The organism is Terriglobia bacterium, from assembly GCA_020072645.1.
Lineage (GTDB): Bacteria > Acidobacteriota > Terriglobia > Terriglobales > Acidobacteriaceae > Angelobacter.
Window position 1 is genome coordinate 213,693 of the sequence record JAIQGK010000001.1, and the last position, 20,955, is coordinate 234,647.

A 20,955-nucleotide genomic window follows, 5' to 3' on the forward strand; every position below is an offset into this window, starting at 1 on the left:
AACGAGCGTCAGGGCTGTCTCCTTGGAAGTGACATAGAACGCTCCGGGTCAAGGTTGAGGGAGATCGCAGATTGACGAACCTTAGTCCATCCAAAAATCACATGGATACATCCGCAGGAGCCGAGGAATTGCAAGCCGTTTTTCAGCGTCTGCCAACAGCCTCTCGGGACCGACCAGGAAAAAGATTGATCTTTGCGATCGTTGGACATTCTTGAATTCCGGCTTCAGGAGCACAGGGCCGATAGAAGGTAGACCAGATCGCGTCACCTCCGACATCAAACCAGGGTCATCCCTCAGCTTCAAAATGGCTTCTGAGAATCTCCGGACCTTGGTCGGCTCATTTTCGTCGTAAACATCGCGAGCGAAATTCTTGCCTCGATCGGCAAAAGATAACATTGATCTTTGGAACGGGAAAGCCTTCTGGAGGGTGTAATCGATCAGCGAAGCGTCATTAAGATTAGGAATTGAAACCGCAGCAGAATTAACAAGTTGAATCAGCGATGCAATATCGGGGACCCGGTCGGCATAATACATCAGGAGCCTGTTCCGTGGGTCGCTGCCGATCGAATTCGAGTATGCCAATCCACTCTCGATTGTTTTCATAAAGAATGTATGCGGTCCAGTTCCAGAAGCGAGTTTACTCGCCAAAAACGTGATCAATGACTGCCGGTCCAGTTGTGTATAGCCGAGAAAATCGGCAGAAAACACTACTCCTCCGTTCACACTGTGTGAGTCTTCCAACCCAACATACCAGGGGAAGTTATCGCCGGATGCCCCAACACGTTTTTCAATCGTCCGCATGATGGGCGCCGATCCGTCTATCCTTTTGGATACTTCTTGCCGGGATGCGACCTGTGGAATGGAACCAATAAACGTCGTCAGCATGGTCCTCACGTCCGCGAGAAGCGCTGGGTCAAGCGTTATGTCGACTCTCAGCGCATTCCTATCTACCACGAGCCTTTGCAGGTCCATGAGTTCCTTAAGTGATTGTGCCGGGCCTGCAGTTAGATCCTGCTGCACTTCTGCTGTGAGTTGCTGGAGACCACGCAACCGCCCACTCTCTGGGAAAAAAGAAATGTTGTGCAACCAATACTGAACCAATTCCTTTTCCAGCCCCGTCACTTGTAGCTGGGATAGTCTTGTCGGCAACTGATCAGCCGGTACTCGCTCCGACGAAGCGAGAAATCCCTCTGCGAATGTGCCTAGACGCTGTATCTCAGTATGGCTTACCGGTTGATGAAACAGCCACTGCAATCTGCCGTCCCAATGGGCCTGGGTGAAACGCGAATTTAGAGCGGTATATAAAGGATCATCTTGGTAACGGAATGCGTTTGAAAGCTTCCACAGCCAACCAGAGTCGTTTGCCCTGAAGGCATCGTCATCAGCCAATCGCTCGTTTACTAGATCCCTGAGCCGGTCGACACTTGAAATGTCGACGGTGCTGAATTTAAGCATTTCACTTATCAAAGTGAGCGCTGTCTGAAGTTCCCGTGGCGACGTTGTAGAGGCCCGGATCGCCAGATCTGCTCGTCTTGAAGCCGCGTTGGAACTGTATTCAATCGAAAAAGCGCTCAAGTCTCTTTGCGTTTCCGTAAGTAAGTCTGAATATGATGTTGCGCCCTTCTGCGTCTTCAATCCGAGGGAATCAAAAGATCGTGGCAAAATCGGAAGGTACTTGTAGTATTTCTGAGGGATTTTTCTAAGATCAAATGACATCCCCACATCGATTGTTGGTGCCCTGTCGAACAGCACGGCAATCACTGGGACCGTGTTGAGACGGAGTTGTTGATATTGAATATCATCGTCAGGGGTGAGCGGCGGATGGTCGGTGAAGCGCGGACGGGCGACCTTTGAGTCGATGCGGTCAATTTCTGCCGTCTTCTTGAGTTCTATTTGCTCGTATCGATCCAAGGCTTGTTGTTCCTCGGTGACACCGAACGCCATCTCAATCTGCTTTACTTTCTCCTGGATTCGTTGTTTTCTTTCAGATTCCAGCTTTGCCAGCAACTGAGATGAGGGAGTTGAGGCCGTGGCATAGGGAGTTTCAAGAAGATGAAAGCTCCTGATCACCCCGCGCCACATGTTTTTGCCTGTTTTGATTTGCGAGTCGACGCTCTGCCAGACCGCCTTGTCCGACAGTGACCGGATAAAAGACGGGTCTGTTTCGAGATAATTGAGATGCTCTTTCCAATCGGTTTTATATTCTGAGCCAAAGAGAGGGGCACTCTTCATCCAGACCCGTTGGTCCCGCTCCCATGCTTTCGCATATGACATAACCAGGTGATTGAACGCGAGGAGTTCCTGTGAATCGTCTGAATACGATGACACTGTTTTAATTGTCGTGAGAATATGCTGGCGCAATTGCTCAATCGTGTCAGTGTTTATGCGGTTGCCGGGAATGCCGCTCAGCCCTATGGATTCTGCAGGAAACCAAGGTGAGTTTCCGAGAAACACTTGGGACTCGATGCTTGTGGCTTCCGAGTTCAAAGTTTTGCTCTTGGTGTCGATCAAGGACTTATATAGCAGTGAACGCTCTCCATCGGCCACGGCCCGAAGAAGCAACTGAAGCAACCGTAATTCCACTTGCGAGTTTGCTCTGATTGGGCCCCATCCGAAGCGCACTTCCCCTCGGTCGGAGTCATTTGCACTCGGGAATGGATAGATCTTGATTTCCTTGTCGGCCAATGACGTGAAATCATATTTGGGCTGCTTCGGAGCCAAGGGGCTCTCTGACGAGCCGGCACCTCTGGGAAGCCTTGCAAAGTCGGCGGATATCTGCGTCAAGAAGTTCGTCACATTTTCTTTGGGCGGGAACACGAAAATGAAACCGGTTGCGGGCCCGAGTCGATAGTGCTTAGCGTGGAATTGCCGTATTTCAGTCGGTGTAACATCCCGCATTTCATCCGGCGATCCCCCGATGTTGAAAGTAAACGGGTTTGAACTTCCGAATTGCTGTTTATTGAGCCCAAAATAAAAGTTGAGGCTCCCCTGATCCGTCTGCACCTCGTTGTAAACGGTGCCTTGTTCAATGAGGTGCCTTTGTTTTGTGGTCGGGTCGGAGGCGATCCCGAGGTGGTAGAACTCTCGTTCCGCCTCAATATCAGTAAAATCCGGCGTGTATAGCGCATCGAGGAAGGCATGAAACTGTTCGGTGAATCCAGCCATCCCCGTTCCAGATGTTAAGCAGTACAAGTTATAGTCTTCATAACTTGCGGCCCCAAACTGGCTGAGCCGCATTATTCGAAGCAGGTTCAGGTAGCGGCCCTTTGTCCCCTTTCTCGCAAGAAGATGTTCAAGAGAGTGAGCCAATCCTCTATTAGAGAGCGCCGGCGTGTCGACCCACATGAATGTCTGTGGGGCGGTTTCAATTTGAATCACAAAAACCGGCGCGCCACTCAGGGTATGCAAGAATTTTGCCCCAACGATCTTTCCATCCGAATCGGCATATAAATTGGCAACTGCGAAAGCGCCGACTTTCTGATTTTGCTTGAGGTCGGATAACTCCTGCGCGACGACCCGGTTCATTGCCCCGAATGAGATTAAAGCAATGGTGATAAGAACAAACTGTGCCTTCATGTGTTGTAACCCCGTCCATGGACCTATGCACGCGAAACCTTCAGCCGTCAAAGTACGAAACGCTACCGCCATTCACCTTGAATCTGGAATGCGGCCCAATAATATGGCGACTTCCATTGTTGCTGTTTCCACATTTGAATCTGAGCTGCACGTAAGGCTGCAGCTGGCCGCAGACCATTCTCCATGGATTTATAAAACTCGGCCATGAGCGTTGCTGTCGCTAGGTCGCTGATGCTCCACAGACTCGCCACGACACGGCTGGCTCCTGCGTACATGAAACCCCTTGTCAAGCCAACCAGGCCTTCTCCGTTGATTTCTTCACCCAAACCGGTTTCGCAGCCGCTCAGCACGACCAGATCAGCCCGCAATTTCATGTCGTAAATATCCTGGAGCTTCAAGAACCCGTCGCGTGTCTTGCCCTGTTTATTCACAAGAGAAAGCACCAATCCAGACAGTTCAGGATGTTTGTTGTTCAGCAAACCATGAGTTGCAAAATGGATAACGCGATATTTAGCAAGGATTCCACTCATGGCCGTCGAACGGCTTGCCTCAAAATCCAGCGCCTGAAAGCCTTTTCCCACGGGGATGACCGCCATCACTGCGTTTGCTTCGTTGCGAGTGTAGATCAGACGATTGAGATGAACTGTTCCATTCCTAGTCAATCCCAGATCAGCAGCAGCACGTCCGAGTTCGTTGCTGCGGATTGGGATCGTACCATTTGTCGCCGTTTTCAGATCCGTTGGGGAGACGCGTTCGTCTTTCGCATCGAACACCGGATCCGCCAAAATCGCGATCATTCCTGGCGGCTTGGGATGGCTATTATGGCGCTGCCTGATTTCTGCAATGACTGACGCGGATGGTAAGTTTACGATTTCGTGCCGGACAATTATCGGCATTGAACTCAAGGATTTGCCCGGTTCGGGAAGCGCCGCGAACGGGATGTACTGCAAAGCTCCATCGGCGACAATCACCAATCGTTTCGTTCCAAGAAGCCCTGTAACCGGCTCCAACACCATCTGACTAAGGCGCCGAGCTGCCCGCTCATAATCCCTTTCCCCTTTGCCTTTGCCGGCCTGTTCAATTACTCGCGAGGCCCAGAGATCGTACAACTCACGAGCTGCGCGCTCAATCTCCTTCTTTGGCAGCAGATCGTAAACCATCAACGCATCATTGGTCGCGGCCCAGAGATGGCTGCCATTCTCGCCTAGCGAGTACTCCAGCAATAACGTATTCCCATCGAGTAGTTGCTGAATCTCGGTTGTGCTAAGCTGCCGCGGCTCAACCAATGCCGCGTATTCGGGGGTGTTCAAAAGGAGCTGCGCCTTGATATCTTTTGCCTGCATTAAGAGGTTGTCGATTTCCGAATCGATACGGGACACTTGTTCTTGCGTGTGCTCGCTTGCCACCAAACGTACTCGGACCTCCGTTTTTGCCTGCAGCGTTCGCTGGAGATCGCGTTCTCGGGAGAGGAGGACACTGTCAACGCCCTTCCCGATGTTGATGTGGCCGTTAGAAAGCAGTTCTAATAATGTTCGCGCCCGAGAGCGCTCCATAACCTCAAATGCTTGTTCCCGTCGCCCTTGCCGAAGCAGGACATCAGCATATCCTTGGTAGTAGCGAATGTTCGTTGCCCTGTAACGGGAGCGGTCTTCCACCACTCCGCCCAGATGTAAAGCCTGCTTCTCTATGATTGTGAGGGCCTCTCGATATAGCTCTGAGGCGCCTTGCGTCTGTTCTTGATGTTGCAGAGTACCCGCCAATTCCGCAAGGAGTTCAGCATGATCCATGCCTCCCGGATTGGACTTCGCGACAATCTCAAGGGCACGGCGGTAAAGCTCCTCCGATTTGTGATACTCGCCCTGATCCCGGAAGACATTGGCTTCGCCCGTAAGAAGTTGCGCGCTCTCTTGCTCCGGAGCATTCGCCTTCGCCGCAGCCTCGATCGCCTTTATGTAGTATGCTTCAGCCCGCGCGAAGTCGTGGCGGACCCTCGCAATCTCGCCTAGACTTCCAAGAGTAAGCGCAACGGCAACGGTCCCGGGCGCTGACTGTTCTCTAATTGTCAGGGCGCGCTTCTGATATTGTTCTGCCTTTGCGGCGTCGCCTTGCTCTAAAACGCATTCCCCAATATTGTTCAGGATCTCTGCTAGCTGGGGTCCGTTCTCCTCAATTTTCTCAGCAATGCTCAAGGCGCGGCGATGATAGGCCTCGGCTCTGCCCAGGTCGCCTCTCCAATGCATGAGTGTGCCAAGGTTGGTGAGGGTACTAGCCAATTGGCGACTGTCAGGAAAATATCTCTCTTCAATCTTCAATGCACCCAGATAGTACCGCTCGGCATTTTCCAGGTCACTTCGATCCTCGAACAGGATTCCAAAGTGCTCAAGGATTGTTGCGGTTTGAAAACTGTACGGGGCCAGCCGCCGTGCAATCGCCAAGGCTCGTGTTAAATGAGCGTCTGCCTGATCACTGTCATCTTGCTCCAAATCGACTGCCGCGAGCAACAGAAGGCTGTTGGCAACTTCCATGCCATCGGTATCAAGTTTCTCTGATTCCTGCAGGGTGTCCTGATAATAGCTGGCCGCTCTTGTGAGTTCGCCACGATATTCAAAAGAGCTGGCCCAGATACGAAAGAGTTCCGCTCTGACGATCGGTCCTGCATTTTGCGAAAGGTGTATCGCCTGCTCCAGTTTTTGATCAGATTCTTGCCATTTGCCGGCATGAATCAGGATCCTAGCCGCACTAGCAAGGAACCAGGACGCAAGCCATATAGGGTCGTCATTGCTTGTGATCGCAATAGCTGACTCGAGGCACTCAGCGGCTTCAATGGATTTGCCATCGGCTGCAAGTTGCATCGCTTGCTGGTAGATCGACAAATATGTTCCAGAAAAATTCGGCCGCGTTTGGACTCCCCATGAGTCTGATTGAAAGATCCAAGTCCGACTCTGCGTCCCTCTCGAACCGTGAACTGTGACCAATCCTCGGGAAGCCTGGTCGATCGCAACAAACGCAGGGGAAAATGGTGAATCAAATATGCCCTTCGCATCGCCCCGCCTCCAGCTACGTATGATATCTCCGGGGCGTACACCTAACTTGTCAGCTTGCCTGCCTCTTACTACTGATTCAACGACGAGCCCGGGCTCAATTGTGCGGGACGGAGAAGGACTTTCGGCAGCGGAGAATGCACATAGGGTGACATTGAAGACGATGGCAAGTGGGACAGTTACGGCTTTACACAGCATATTAGACGACAAGAAAAGGGCTGACTAAATTTTTCGTCAACCCTCGAATTATTCTCAATTACAAGGATCAACTGCTCCATCCCCGCCTGGGCAGGTCGGAGTAGGTTCAGGGTGTGGGCGCGACGCATCACGAGTAGACGGGGCGCTGGTCGTTGACTGAGCGGCTACTAGGGTTAGAAACATCAAAAGCCAATAGAACATAAATTTCTCCCAAAAAAGAGTTGGCTGGCTTCGTTCAGACAGACCTTATCGAACAAGAAATTGCATTGTCGAAAGCAGATGGGATCCACCTTAGCGGGTGTTCGGGAAAGCACGGTAGAGAGTTTCAGCATGAGAGACTGTCCCAAACTCCTGAGATCTGCCGTATAGTGGGAATCATAGGAAACCAGCCCTGGGATGTCAATCCAGAGTTGACGCTGAATGTGCCATTAGTCCAATAGTGCCACGCTGTATGGCCCCTTTCATTGAAGCCTCACACGTTGAACTCGCCAGCAGACAAAGGCCTGCCCCAAACGCTGGTTGAGCTTCTATTGGCTTGGCTGGCGTTCGTGATGGCTGCACCAGATTTGGCGGATGCTGGCGATTACCGAAAGCAGCGGGCCGAAGTCGATTAGTCCAACAGTGCCACACCTCCGAGCGCGACTATTGCGGTACACTCTCACTCACTCTTTCCGAAACGAAGAGTGGAATCGCGAAATGCGCAGTGGACCATCACAACGATCAAGCTTTTCATCCCAATTGCAGCGGGTAGTACTACCGGTCCGTAATTGGGACGCAACAAAGTCCGATGCGCCCGCCGAACTGCTCCAGAGAGGCTTTGAACTTGCCTATTTCCTCATTCCAGATCGTGTGACTGCAATTGGCATACTCACCCGTGCACTAGAGAAGATCCGTGCACGAAGCCGACGCGAAATGAAGAGACTGTACTGGCGCGATAAGCACGCAGAGCGGCCAGTTAGGCGGATTGCGCGCAGCGATATGGACATGTTGCAGTGGCTGATCATGTTCGAAGCCGAGCAAGACGAAAGAGCCCAGGAGCAAGCCGGCTCCATTTCATCAGGGGGCATGGCAATCCGTTACATCAAACACCTGATACAGATCACAACCGCCTTGTCCTCGTTCTACGTCAACGTCGGTGTGAGCCGGTTACTCCACAACTACAGTACTTCGGAAGCACAACGTCTATACGAAATGCTTACGTCCCGTTTTCTCGGGCCAGATGAATATCGCCGAGCCAAATCTGCACTGATGGATAAGATGAGCGAGCGCTTTGCCGGTTTGTTAAAGATAGCCCGGGTGGACCATGGAGAACTTAGGTTTGAAACCTCAGACAATCAGGAACAATGGGTCAACGCGGTCAGAGATTCTCTGAAGTGTCTTCACTCCCTGGAGCACACAAGGACACTGCGCTCAATTCGTGAGCGTAAATGGCAACATCAAGCTCAAAGCGGCACAGAAGTCTGCCGATACTGATCAGAACGAAAGTGAGCTGAGATGCTGCCACATCTTGATAGAACCCACGTGCTACGACCAACTGATGGAGGACTTGGCGTTCGATGCGCCAGAAACGAGGCTGGCCTTGCCAAGATTTGTTATGCCTGACAAACAAGAAAAGAGTGACGATAATAATGTCCAACCACCGCGCCCCCCTGAGTTGTCCCAGGAGGACCTGGATCAGATTCAGCGGCGGTTGGCAGTGACGGACGCGCGCCGACGTAACGCAAATCCGCGCATCGTAACAATCATGATCGATGGCGTGGAACACGCGCAGCTTGATTTGACACAGAAACACCAATTGCAGGTTGTCCTTGACGCGGGCGCCAGTCTGATCGAAATACGGGGTCATGACGAACACGGTGACCTCCTCTTAGCGACCCACTTCATTCCCTACGTAAATAACACTTTTGAGTCCTCAAGGGGAACAGCGAAACTCGGCGCGGGCAAACTGGAGTTTAAAATCATACCGGTTGCGACAGGTGGACAGAGGCCGCCTCAGGCTATATTGAGCCTGAATTATCATTCAGCGTTCCAATTGACTCGTCCCTGGATGGCTTGGCGCGAGCTCGCCAGCTTTCGGATAACCCTTCGTGAGTACGTCCTTGCAGGGTTAGCTATCGCTCTCATTGGCTGGGGATTGGCGACTGCATTCTACTCGCACAAGGTTAAAGAGCTCGAACAAAAACTCGAGCTGGCCCGTCGGAGTCAACAGCAGTTGTCACCGACAGCTGCTCGCGCGATCATCTCCTATGCCCTGATTCGGGATGATCAGAGGGTCCGCGGAACTGAGACGGCCGGCATCCCGGAGATTTCATTGCATCTCCATTCGCCGGCAATTAGCCTTGAACTTCCACTTACCCCTACAGCGAAAGATTCAACCTACAGCGCTGAATTGAAGACCTTCACAGGGGATCAGACGCTGATGACACAGAACTTTCTCCAGCCGACGCGAGCCGACAACGGCTCGGTCGTAGAGATCGTGGTTCCAGTCGATCTGTTGAAAGCCGATACCTACTACACCGTGCACCTGCATTCCTCCGACAGAACAGACCGGTTCACCTTCAAAGTGGTTGATAACCGATAGCTTTCCTGAAAAAACAACACCTGGTTCGTCACGCCTCATTTTCCTGGGTTTCGCCATTAGGTGTATCTGCTCCGATAGCGCCACACATTTGAGGCTCGCGCTCGTGTAGAACTACGTGAGTCAACGATGAACTCGAATCGCCATGAACGTGACAGTTCGCAAGAAGAGAATGCCCTGACCTCGCCTCCGTTATCTCAGTACAGCGATAGTTCCAAATTAGCTGCTACCGAGCCTGGTATTGCGAGTCACACGGATAACATCAAAGACAGGAATTCTCGCCGTGAGTTTCGCTGGTCAAAATCCGCACGCGACCTCGTGCGAGCGAATATGAATGCCAGTGGAAGCGAAGTGAGTTTGTTGATTTCACGACTGGTGGCGGAATCTGGAAACCCCAGATGGGCCTGCCGAAGGTTCGTTCGCAGCATGGGCATCCAAGCGCGACGGCCCTATCGCATGTGGTCAGAGCAGGAACAGCAGCGCTTATTGAAGCTGATTGATCTACATCCCGTAAATGAAATCGCCAGATTGATGCGTCGGTCACAGAGTTCAATCTGGCACATGCTCCAGCGCATGGGGGCAAATGCGAAGATGGGCAAGGATAATTTCACTGTGTACACGTTAGCGGAAGCTCTGCATGTTCGCCCAGAAAAAATTCAGGAGTGGATCTCGCGCGGATGGCTGAAGGCAAGACAGGTGGAAACCGGAAAGGCCGTGAGGGTCATTATCGAGGCAGAAGACTTCTGTGAATTCTGCCGGAAACACACGAGGGATGTTGTAGGGAATCGCCTTACAGAGGAGCGGCTGGACTTTGTTTATCACTTTGTATTCCCGCCAAGTCATGCGGGATTGCTGCCGGTACGTGAGAGCAAGAAAGAGCGCAATGCTTATGGTGCGCAATTGGAAGAGGCAGGGAATCAGCGATTCGGTCCTGACGTTTCCGGCGAGGGCAGGGAAGTTCTCGATCGCATTGCATGAGGGGACCGGCACAACTATGGTGTGGAATCTGGCAACCAATTGACGGCACAGACGACATCCTAAAATGGGCAGTTTGTTAATCCTCCGGGCGGTGATCAATGATCGCCTCGCGCGCGAATCGTCCGAACCTTTCTCTGGGTGGTTCAGCCGATTGAATACTGGTTAGGCAGCTACTTAGTTTGACCCCGATAAAGGTCGCGGTTGAAGTCCTTTCGCATGATTCACGATGAGGGCGAACCCTCTCGCGCTCGCCTCCTGAATAAGACTTGCCACCATGCTGTCACTGGTATTAGAGAATCCCGTCCTCGCTTCAAGTTCTACCAAGGCGAGCTTGGACTCGAGGGCGAGCGCTACAAAGCCACGAGCTTGCGAATCGCGCATCGCACTCAGCAGGCGTACCTTCGCTTTTGAGGAGGAGCCGGGATCACAAGCGCCTTGAATGCGGGACTCCGTGATGGCAACGGAAGCCTGAAGTCTCGGGTTCTGGCTCTGTCTTGCCAATGTCAGAGCGCGCCCAATCTCTTCGCTGGCAGCGGTGCATTGCTTAGTGCCGAGTAGACTGCGGGCAAGAACTTCTCTGGCTTCGAGAAGCCCATCTCGTTCGCGCTGCTTTTCAAACTCCTTCACAACTTCTCGGGCCATTATCTCTGCCTGGTCATAGTGATTTTCCACAATCATTAGCTCAGCTGTTCCAAGTTGGTTTGCTGCATGAGAAAGTTTTCCGCCCACTTGGCTGATCAGCGCAGCCGCTTCTGCATGTGCCTCTTCGGCTTCAGCAAAATTGGCCTGTGCTGCTAAAGCTTTTCCCAGGCTGTTCAGAATCCCTGCTTGAAGCAACTTGTTGTGTCCGGTTTTACTTTCAGCAAGGGCCTGGCGCAACAAAGTCAGCGCGCCACTTACGTCGCCCTGAGCCAGTTGGATGTTGCCGATGTTTTCCAGATGACTCGCGATATTATCTTTGGCGTCGAGCTCTCGGGACAGGGCCAGCGCTTGCTCGTTTTGTTCTTTCGATTGCGTAAGTGCCCCCTGACGTTCAAGGATGCCGGCAATATTTCCTGTGGCCAGTACAATGCCTTGCTTGTGATCCAGCTTTTTGAACGATGCCAGGGCTTCTTCATATTTTTGTTTAGCACGCTGCAGGTCGCCTTGGATACCGTAAACCGTGCCAATGTTATTCAGGCAGACTGCGGTTCCTGCTTTGTCGTCGATCTCATTGCGCAGCCGCAACGCCGCCTCATACATGACTATCGTAGTTTGCATGTCGCCCAGGTCTTCATACACCCCGGCCAAGGCGTTCAGCGTTCGCGCCTTATCACTCTTGTTACCAATCTGCTCGAAGACAGCGATGGCGTCTTCGTACATTTTTTTTCGTGTAGCAACAGGGCCGTTGTCCCTGAGCGCCCCGGCCCGCAAGACGAGAGCCCTCGCCATCCCCGCACGGTCTCCAAGTTGCTCGTAAATATGCTCAGCCTGCTCGCTGGCTGAAATGGCAGCGTCATTCAGCCGAGAATACCGGTCAGCACTTGCTTTGATAGAGAACGCCTCGGCTACTAGCGTACGCGCGCCCGCGGCATTGCCCTTCGCGATTGCGCGCTGTGACGCTTCGTCAGATGCCTTGAAATCGCCGAGCGCCAGCTTAGCGGACGCCTGGGCCAGGTCCACGCGACCATCATCCTGGAATACGGGATTTTTCCGCAAAGCATCCAAAGTAATCAGTGCGTCGACACCCTTGCCAGCACTGGTCTGAGTGTTGGCAAGCTGGAGTCCATATTCCAGGCGATCCGGAACATAATTGAAAAGTGTTCTGTACACGTCAATCGCTTTGTCCCACTCTTTTGTGCTCTGGCGGTATTGTCCTTCTACGGAAAGCCGCTGTTCCAGAGGAAGGGTACTTGCCAATGACACCGCACTTTCTCCCTCACGGCGGGCCAAAACCTCATATCCCAGATTTGACAATGCTGCCGCGAGAGCGGAGTGAATCAAAGGATGCCGTGGCTCCAGCGCCAGCGCGCGTTGAAACAGATTGCGGGCCTCCAGGAAGTTGGATGACCTGAGTTTTTCCAGCCCTTCGGAATATATTTCCGCTGCTTGAGGGTTGGAAGGAAAGAGGGTCTTAATAGTGTTGGCCTGCTCTGGTGGAAGTTCGGTCAGACCGAGGCTGGTGCGCAACACTCTGCCAGCCTCGGAGACAAAACCGAATAGGTACTTTTCCTTGCCTACAATACTTTTCCAGACGACAGTTTCCCCAGTCCTTGTGTTTTGGACACGAACATCGAGCCGAATCTGGCTGTTTTCGCCTCTTCCCACCACAGTGTAGGAACCGGCCACGATGAAATCGGCGCTCAGATTCTTATGGATTCTTTCTAGGGTTTCAGGGCTTAGATTCTCATTGTCATTTATGGTGAGTTCGCGCTTGGCCCTGGCCACCCGGTCTGGAGGCACCACCCGCGACCCTTTACCGGCGGCTAGCTCGGTACTCAGCATCTCGGAAAAAGCCGTGGAGAGCCACATTTTGCCTGGCATAGCCGATAAGTTGCGAAAGCCAACTACAGCAACGGAGGGACGTGCCTGTTGCTCGACAAGCTGATCCTTTGTCGGAACTCGCAGGCGATCTTTTTCGCGGACTCTAGACCAGTACAGCCCGCTTGCGACTACCAAGGCCGCGATCATGCATGCGCCGACAGTTTTTACCCATAAAGACCGGATCTTGGGTGCAGGCGTAGAAGACGCAGCCGCTGTGTTTGCGCTAGTGGCAGAAATGTTGGAAGAGTCAAAGCTGGCCGGCTCTCGATCCGCCTCGATAAGATCTTGCTTCACTTCTTCGATTATTGTGACCGGCGCCATAAACCGATAACCTCCGCCACGCACGGTTTCGATATAGCGTTCACCGTTCTCACCTATTGCCTTGCGGAGATTGCCGATGATCACCTTAAGCGCGTCTTCGGACACATAAGCATTTCCCCAAACCTTATTTCTTAGTGCTTCCTTAGAAATAAGCTTGCCGGAATTCTCGACAAACACTACCAGCAAACTAAAAAGCTGAGGACTCAGGCTAACCGGCTGTCCTTGGTGTAAGAGACGACGTTCTGCGGGATCTAAACGGAACCGTCCGAATTCGTATATGGGCTTTCCTTGCATACGTTTGGGACTTTTACCAATTTTTTACCGGATGTTTCCTTGCCGGTTGCAAGAAGGGGGTGTTTTACTGCACCGCTGGTGTGAGTAGCTGAACGGTAGCGGGGCGGTGAGAGGGATTGTACAACGCTAAATTAGGAAAGCAAACCCTGAACTATCTTCCCGTGTCGAGCTTGGGCAGCTTAAGGCTGAGTAGCTTTGAGCGACCCCTCAAGCACTGTGCGTTCCCTAAATGGAGCATTGCATTGGCTGTAAAGAATAAGGAGAAGTCTGTGGTGTGTAGCTATCGCAAGAGAAATTTTGTTTTGTGCTTGGTTATGTCAGTTTGCTGGTTGGGTATGCCTGCCATAGCCCAGTCTTCCTCGACCTTTGGTAATCAGGCTGTTGGGACACCGAGCGCGCCGCAGATGATTCCAATTAACAATCCAAGCAGTTTATTCTCCCTTAGCTTCAAAATAACGCTGAGTACCCCCGATTTTCGCATAGGATCTGGCGACACTTGCCCCTTCTTCGGGAGCCTTGGGCCAAACTCAAGCTGCAATCTGAATATTGTGTTTGCACCTACGGCAATTGGTTCAAGAACTGGCACGGCGATGATTGAAGATCTGGGCTGTGCGCTTGGCTGTGTACCGCAAACAGTCTTTCTGAGCGGCACTGGCGTAACAGCGCCTGCTCCAACGCCTACGCCCTTGCCGACACCACTGCCCTCCGCCGGAACGCCGTCGGGGAATCTAACGATTTCATTTGCTGATCCGGTCGGGGACAATACTGGCCCCATTGACATCACCGGTTTGCTGATGACTTTTGACAATGCGACAGGAAACTACAGCATCACGCTAAGCACTACAAATGCCAATCCGTTCGTGGGTCAATTTCGCGTAAATGTAAACCTTTTTAATCCGGATGTTCCGGCCACGGAATCTTTCTTTACAGCCACAACGCGGGACTTCAACTTGTCCTCAGCCACCACGAACCTCGTTTTGACAGGAGGGAATAGTAATCTTCTGACATGGCGCGCGGGAAACCGGGTCGCTACCAGCACCGAGGCCGGGTTGGGTAATCCTCCTGGGGCCTCTTTTTTTCGAACATCCGTGTCCAGTTTTTCTTTGACGTTCCTCACCAATGAGGATGCAATAGCTTTTGGCCCCGCTGGTGTGGCGACGATCCGGGGAAACGAGGCATTCACTTCATTCACGAACCGTCAAGCGTGGCTCCAAGCTGTTTCAGGACAGATAACTTCCACAATTGACTTTGAAGGAATAGCTCCTGTTGGTAGCTTCACTTTCTTTGACACACCTTCAGGGCTGACTTTATCGGGAGTTAACTTTGCAGGACAAGAACCCAGCAATAGGCTCCAGTTTGAACTTATTGTGGTCGATCCACTTTTTGGCCCTGCTTTTTACGATTGGAGCTCCGGTGCCATCCTGCTTGGGCCGCCGGTTCCGATCGGTCCATCCGGGGAAGGCGGGCCCAACAGCCATATCCACGTGACGCTTCCTAAAGGTGTTACCTCGTTCGGAACGGACATCATGAGTATTCTGCAGTATGCCTCGCCATTTGAGGTGACGGTATCCACGGCTGGGGGAAGTTCCAGATTTCAGGTCGCGTCTCTGACCCATCCTAACCGCGCGTTTGTTGGATTTGTTTCAGCAATTCCCATTGACTCTGTAGATTTCTCTGCCTTGAGCGGGTTTCCAATACTAGACAACTTCTCATTTGCACCGACGCCGAAGGAGAGCTTTGCTTATGAAACAAATTTTGCGTCAAGTAACCTGTCAGCATACGCCATCGATCCGCTTACTGGAACGTTAACCGTCGTGCCGGGTTCGCCTTTTAGCGCCGGCTCTGGGGCGATTGCTGTGGCAGTAGATCCCAGCAGCCGCTTTGCTTATGTCGCGAATTGGTTTGGAGACAGCGTTTCGGCATACACCATTAATCCTGCCACTGGTGCCCTGACGCCAATCCCGGGATCTCCTTTTCCGGCAGGTCTGCAACCCTTCGCGCTGACTGTAGATCCTGCAGGTAGTTTTTTGTATGTGGTTAACGCTAGCTCGAATAACATTTCTGTGTATGCGATTGACGGTGCAACAGGTGTTCTGTCGCCAATCCCCGGCTCTCCGTTTCCGGTAGGAACGTTGCCGAATTCAGTGAAAATAGATCCTTCTGGGAAGTTTCTTTACGTCACCAATCGGAATTCCAACGACGTGTCCGCTTTCGTAGTCAATTCTTTGACCGGAGGACTGGCGCCAATTGCCGGATCTCCGTTCCCAACTCCAGTAACCCCGCAAGCAATCGTCATCGACCACAAGAGCGCATTCGCCTATATAGCAAATTGCAGCGATGGTATTACGGCCTACAGCATCAATTCTGTGACGGGGGCATTAACCTCGATCGCCGGCTCACCTTTTCCAGCAGGCTTTTGTCCGTGGTGGATCACGCTGGATCCATCAGGTCAGTTCGCGTTTGTAGCGAACGCAGGAGGGAGCGTCTCTGCATTCAGAGTCGACCCGGCCAGCGGTAGCTTGACACCTGCTCCAGGCTCCCCTTTTCCAGCAGGCCGCTTCCCTGCTTCGATAGCGGTTGACGCGACTGGAGCTGTTGTATTGGTATCGAACAATACGGATGGCAACGTTGGGAGCTATCGCATTAATCCCGCCAACGGTGCATTGACATTGGTCGGCACGTTCCCTGCGGGAGCTCAGCCCGGATCCCTGGCACTTACTGGTGCGATTATCAACGGAGGTGGAAATGTAAATACAACACCACCAACAGGCCAGTCCTGCGGCGCAACAGACGTTTCAAGTCAGGTGCGTGTCGTGCGCTCAGGCATGAATTTTCTGCCGTTCACTACTTACGAATATTCGGAAAACATCACCGTCAGCAATTCTGGACCAGCCATACCTGGGCCGCTTTACTTGGTGCTTGACGGGCTTCCCACCAGTTCGAAGGGGCTGCTCGGGAACCAGCTTGTCACCCATTGTGGTACGACCTCTCCGATGGGAAGTTATCTCATTCCGCTCGTTTTCAACTTGGTAGGCGGCGAGTTGCCTCAGGGCGGCTCCGCCGGTGTGCCACTGGTCTTCGCATCGCAGGACCCATTTGGCATTGCCTATACGACACGAGTCTTAAGCGGAACCCCGAACCAGTAAAAGGAGCACATCATGATTTTTAAGGCTTGGTCAATTCGCAATGGCTGTCTCTTGGCGGTTTTGTTCGTCATGGGCGGCCTTGTTCACGCCGACACGCTCGTCACGGTGACAATGGACACGTCGCAATTAGTCGGTCATCCCGCCGGTCCGTTTTACCTGGCTTTTCAGCTCACGGATGGAAGTGGCGCGGGAAACAGCAGCACCATGGCTGTCCTCAGTAATTTCCAGTTTGGCGGCGGCGCATCTTCCGGAAGCCCGACATTGATGGGAGGGGCTAGCGGAGACATTAACTCGTCCGTAACTCTGTCCGATTCCAGCTTCCTGAATTTTTTCAGCCAGCAATTCACTCCGGGAAGCACGCTAACATTCACCCTGTCCCTCACCGGAAGCGTCGAAGCGGGAAGTACACCGGACCATTTCGCGTTCTCCATCCTGGACCAGGCTTTTAAGGCGATGCCTACGAAAGGCGGCTTGTTCTTTGACGTCTTCCTGGCAATCGACCTGGACTCACCGAATCCGACTCTACAGACGTTCGCCAGCGATCCCCAGCGTCTGCCAGTGGCCGGCGGGACCGCGGTGGCAACTGGGCAGCCTCAAGTCGTTGCCATCGATGGAATTCCTCCGACAAGCACTGTAGGTCTTTCTCCGCTACCCAACACCAACGGGTGGAACAACAGTGATGTAACGGTAAATTTCAGCGCCATAGATAACTCAGGCGGCTCGGGCGTACGGCAACTTAACATCAGCGCTACAGGCGCGCAGCCGATCGCAAGCACCATCATTGCCGCAAGCTCCGCCTTTGCAACTGTCTTCACTGAAGGTATTACGAACTTCAGCTTCTTTGCCACTGATCTCGCGAGCAATGTTGAGCCCGCGCATACACTTACAGTCAAACTCGACAAGACTCCACCTTCAATAACAGGCGCACGTATTCCCGTCGCAAATCTGAACGGCTGGAACAACACCAACGTCGCAGTAAGCTTTGCCTGTTCTGACGCCCTTTCCGGCCTGGCTTCGGACAGTCCTCCTGCGTCGACGGTACTGACTTCCGAGGGCGCGAACCAGCAGGTTACGGGCACATGCCAGGACTTGGCGGGCAATGTGGCTTCGGCGACGGCTGGCGGTATCAATATAGACAAGACACCGCCGGCGCTTTCCGGGTTGCCGGCCGCGAATTGTATACTCTGGCCACCGAACCATAATTTCGTCACGGTAACAACCATCTCGGCCGCCGATCTGCTCTCAGGGATGAGTTCATTTAGCGTGACAGGTACCAGTAGCGAGCCAATGGATCCGAACAATCCTGACATCATTATTACCGGAAGCGGTCTGGGGCCGCGGACCGTTCAGTTGAGGGCTGATCGTCTGGGCACCGCAAACGGGCGGATTTACACCATTACGAGCACGGCCACCGACGCTGCGGGGAACGTGGTAAACGTTGACAGCACCTGCGCCGTGCCCCACGATCAGGCACCTTAGCTTTGTACCCCAAAATGGGCAACGCTGATACATGATGTAGCGAAGTGAGGGGAGGACGTAGTCGTCCTTCGTTCTGTCATTACTGGCCTTATCTTTTGCTGGGCCCTATGTGCGAAGTCGCAGGCTATGTGCGTAATCCACCTGTTTCGCCGGGCAAGACTGTCCAATTCCCACCTTAAGTTGTCGGCAAGATCCCTCCGGGCAAATTGCCAGAAGCTGGTCTTCCCATGACAAGGAATTAAACCGAAACGCCCAAAAGATGGACGCCTGGAGTATCACGCAATTCGGGTTGAAGGATTGAGCCCCTGCGGAGCAACTGGTTCCTTCCTCGATTGTTCCGGAAAGCTTTCAGTTTCAGCATCATCTTCCGCCGATTTCTCTCCGAACACTGCACTTTCTGCTTCCGGGTCGAGGGCAAATTCGATCGCAGAATTGTCCACGCTTTGCATCGAGTATTCAGCCAGTTTTTCGCCAAAATAAAATTTCAAGTGCGCGAGTTGCCAAAGGTGCGAGATCTCTGCTTCGCTCTTCATACTGTCCTTTTTTTCCGTATTTGTAAAACTGGCCCGACTGCGAAATTACGTTTGGCACAGAGGATGCCTTGTCTCTCTTGCCTGATCCTTATGCGAACAAGCATTTAAATTCATCTTTCAAGATTCAACTCGGCGACCGAGCGTGGTTTAATTAGGATCCTGGCCATGACTGAACGGCTTACCTCAAGAAGAATTTTCGCTGGCCAAACACCATCAGAATTACTGTCCCTCCGCAGCTTAACTTGAAACTCAGGCGTGGTAGGCCATGCTTTTGCTATGCGCCTCATCTGCGGACGTATGGATAATGCAATGTTCCAGTGCATATCCCAAGGCGCGCCGAAACTCGTCCTGCAACAGACTTGAGTCGACCAGCAGCCGCTTGCCCGAGTTGTGTACCAGGAAAAGACGTCCGATCTTCCCATATTCCGACGTTACCAGGTCCATCATGAGCACCAGTTTGTCTTGCTGGCCATGCAACGACCAGGATCTCTCAAGCGCTCTGGTCGGCTGATCATCAAGAGTCAGCCAGTATCCCGGATCGAGGATGATTTTGAAGCTGTCGAATTCTGAGAGCAGACAATTTTCGAGCACCGCGACAATCGCCGGAGTGCCATTGGCGGCTTCCAGCCGGTCTGCCGCTTTGTGCAATGCAATGTTGGATGCCGCGACCTGCTTTTGCTGCCGCAGCCGGAGTGCAAACCTCTGCAGTTCGCCGAATTCCTGATAATTCAGACGGCGAATTCCGAAAAAGAGAAACAAAACCATGATCGCCACCACCGGTACTGCGACCAGCCGGGACGGATAAATAAAGGTCAGGCTCATCACCGCGAATAGAGCAGAAACGCCATACAGAATCGCAATAACCTGACGTTGGCTTAGCCCCAGTTCCAGAAGTTTGTGATGGATATGCCCACGGTCAGCGCCAAAGAGAGAATGCCCAGAAAGATAGCGCCGCACTATCGTAAGGGCCAGGTCAGTGAGCGGCAAAGCGAGCGAAATTATCGGTACGAGGATGGAATGCCATGGATTGGATTGCTGCCCAGATTCCGACATCACCAGCCCACTCAGCATGAACCCTATGAACAGGCTTCCAGAGTCGCCGAGAAAGATAGATGCGGGATTAAAGTTAAAGAGCAGAAAGCCCAGGTTCGCGCCCGCCAGGATGGTTACCGCCAGTGCAGACCCATGGCGCCCGTTTACCAAGGCAAAGGTAAAGATCGTGACCATGGAAAACAAGGCCGCTCCAGCGGCCAACCCATCCAGCCCGTCAATCAAGTTAATGGCATTGCAGACCAGTACAACAAAGCCTACGGTCAAGGCAAAGCAGACTGCCGCGCCCACATAGTGATTGCTTCCCAGGCTGTGCAGGCAGGCCAGACGAAATCCGCTGAAGTAGAGAACAGCCCCTCCGACCACCTGAGCCGCCAGCTTCAACTTCGCGCTCATACCGAGCAGATCATCAAGCAATCCAACCAGAAAGAGTCCGCTCGCTGGGATCAGAATATAGAGGAGAGAATAGCCCTTAGGGGCATGGACGAAGCCGAGCTTGGTAGTAAGCCAGTAAAGAAAAGAAATGATTAGAAAGGTAAAGAAGATTGCTACACCACCCAGCCGAGGAATCGGAGCTGCGTGAATGTGACGCGCTGAACTCGGCCCAAAAGCCAGCCCCATGTGGTTAGCGCGATCCCTGACCACTTTCGTCAGACCTGCCGCCATGGCTGCTGAAATGATGAGCAATGCCAAATAAATCAACATAGAACGTCTAGCCGAGCTATTGCCTCGAACAGTTAAAATTGTTTCATTTCGGGATTGAGCGAACTAATACTACACAATGAGCAGCAACTTGGGAATAAGTTTTTTGTGTAGTTTTGAACAACTTCATATTTAGAGGAAGTTTAGAGGAAGTTAATGTTGTGCTGAGAGAGCTAGCTTGTTTGGGGATTCATTGATTGCGCCTGATTCATCCGGGTTATGCCATTTGTCTTGGCCATGCGACATGAGCCGAGCGGAATCGGCCGTAACGGTCTGAGAAATGCTTCATCAGTCGATTCGATGCTCAAGGCTTTCTGGATGACCTGTGACAAGTAAGGTGGACGATGGCTGCGGTTCGCGGTAATGCTACAGCGCTCGAATTTGCGAAGAGAATTATAGAAAAAACAGGCAATCCTAGGGTCTTACTGTCGGGCCATCTCAGGAGTGAATAGTCTATAGACGTGGCCTGCAAACCGGGAAAACGCCCGAGGGGCGACCGCTAGCCAAATTGCGTTCTGGTGAGGTATAGTTTCACA

Annotated in this window: 10 protein-coding genes; 5 read left to right on the forward strand and 5 right to left on the reverse strand. The window is 52.6% G+C overall.

Annotation, left to right across the window (positions count from 1 at the left end; all coding sequences use genetic code 11):
* Nucleotides 1–81: 81 nt before the first annotated feature.
* Nucleotides 82–3,576 (reverse strand): hypothetical protein, encoded by a 3,495-nt coding sequence (locus LAO76_00980; protein MBZ5489488.1) that lies wholly within the window; start codon nt 3,574–3,576, stop codon nt 82–84.
* 62 nt (nt 3,577–3,638) lie between these two features.
* The gene (locus LAO76_00985; protein ID MBZ5489489.1) at nt 3,639–6,449 is read right to left on the reverse strand and encodes a CHAT domain-containing protein; all 2,811 of its coding nucleotides are present in this window, start codon (nt 6,447–6,449) and stop codon (nt 3,639–3,641) included.
* Nucleotides 6,450–7,511: 1,062 nt separating this feature from the next.
* Here LAO76_00985 and LAO76_00990 point away from each other — a divergent pair.
* The 3 genes from LAO76_00990 (at nt 7,512) to LAO76_01000 (ending at nt 10,371) form a co-directional block, all read left to right on the forward strand.
* A complete protein-coding gene (locus tag LAO76_00990) occupies nt 7,512–8,288 on the forward strand; it encodes a hypothetical protein (GenBank protein ID MBZ5489490.1) in 777 nt (258 codons plus the stop codon).
* Nucleotides 8,233–9,396: a hypothetical protein gene (locus LAO76_00995; GenBank protein ID MBZ5489491.1), complete on the forward strand. Its 1,164-nt coding sequence runs from the start codon at nt 8,233–8,235 to the stop codon at nt 9,394–9,396. Before LAO76_00990 ends, LAO76_00995 begins: the two co-directional genes overlap by 56 nt.
* A gap of 423 nt (nt 9,397–9,819) precedes the next feature.
* Nucleotides 9,820–10,371 (forward strand): hypothetical protein, encoded by a 552-nt coding sequence (locus LAO76_01000; GenBank protein ID MBZ5489492.1) that lies wholly within the window; start codon nt 9,820–9,822, stop codon nt 10,369–10,371.
* A 174-nt stretch (nt 10,372–10,545) separates the two neighbouring features.
* Here LAO76_01000 and LAO76_01005 read toward each other — a convergent pair whose 3' ends face one another.
* A complete protein-coding gene (locus LAO76_01005) occupies nt 10,546–13,509 on the reverse strand; it encodes a tetratricopeptide repeat protein (GenBank protein ID MBZ5489493.1) in 2,964 nt (987 codons plus the stop codon).
* Nucleotides 13,510–13,751: 242 nt separating this feature from the next.
* Between LAO76_01005 and LAO76_01010 the strand changes: the two genes are divergently transcribed.
* Nucleotides 13,752–16,655, forward strand: coding sequence for a lactonase family protein (locus LAO76_01010; protein MBZ5489494.1), 2,904 nt, complete (start codon nt 13,752–13,754; stop codon nt 16,653–16,655).
* A 12-nt stretch (nt 16,656–16,667) separates the two neighbouring features.
* Nucleotides 16,668–18,134, forward strand: coding sequence for an NF038129 family PEP-CTERM protein (locus LAO76_01015; GenBank protein MBZ5489495.1), 1,467 nt, complete (start codon nt 16,668–16,670; stop codon nt 18,132–18,134).
* Between the two features lie 275 nt (nt 18,135–18,409).
* Here the strand turns inward: LAO76_01015 and LAO76_01020 are convergent, their stop codons facing one another.
* Complete coding sequence (locus tag LAO76_01020) at nt 18,410–18,667, reverse strand: hypothetical protein (protein MBZ5489496.1); 258 nt, start codon at nt 18,665–18,667, stop codon at nt 18,410–18,412.
* A 249-nt stretch (nt 18,668–18,916) separates the two neighbouring features.
* A complete protein-coding gene (locus LAO76_01025; protein ID MBZ5489497.1) occupies nt 18,917–20,422 on the reverse strand; it encodes an undecaprenyl/decaprenyl-phosphate alpha-N-acetylglucosaminyl 1-phosphate transferase in 1,506 nt (501 codons plus the stop codon).
* Between the last annotated feature and the right edge of the window lie 533 nt (nt 20,423–20,955).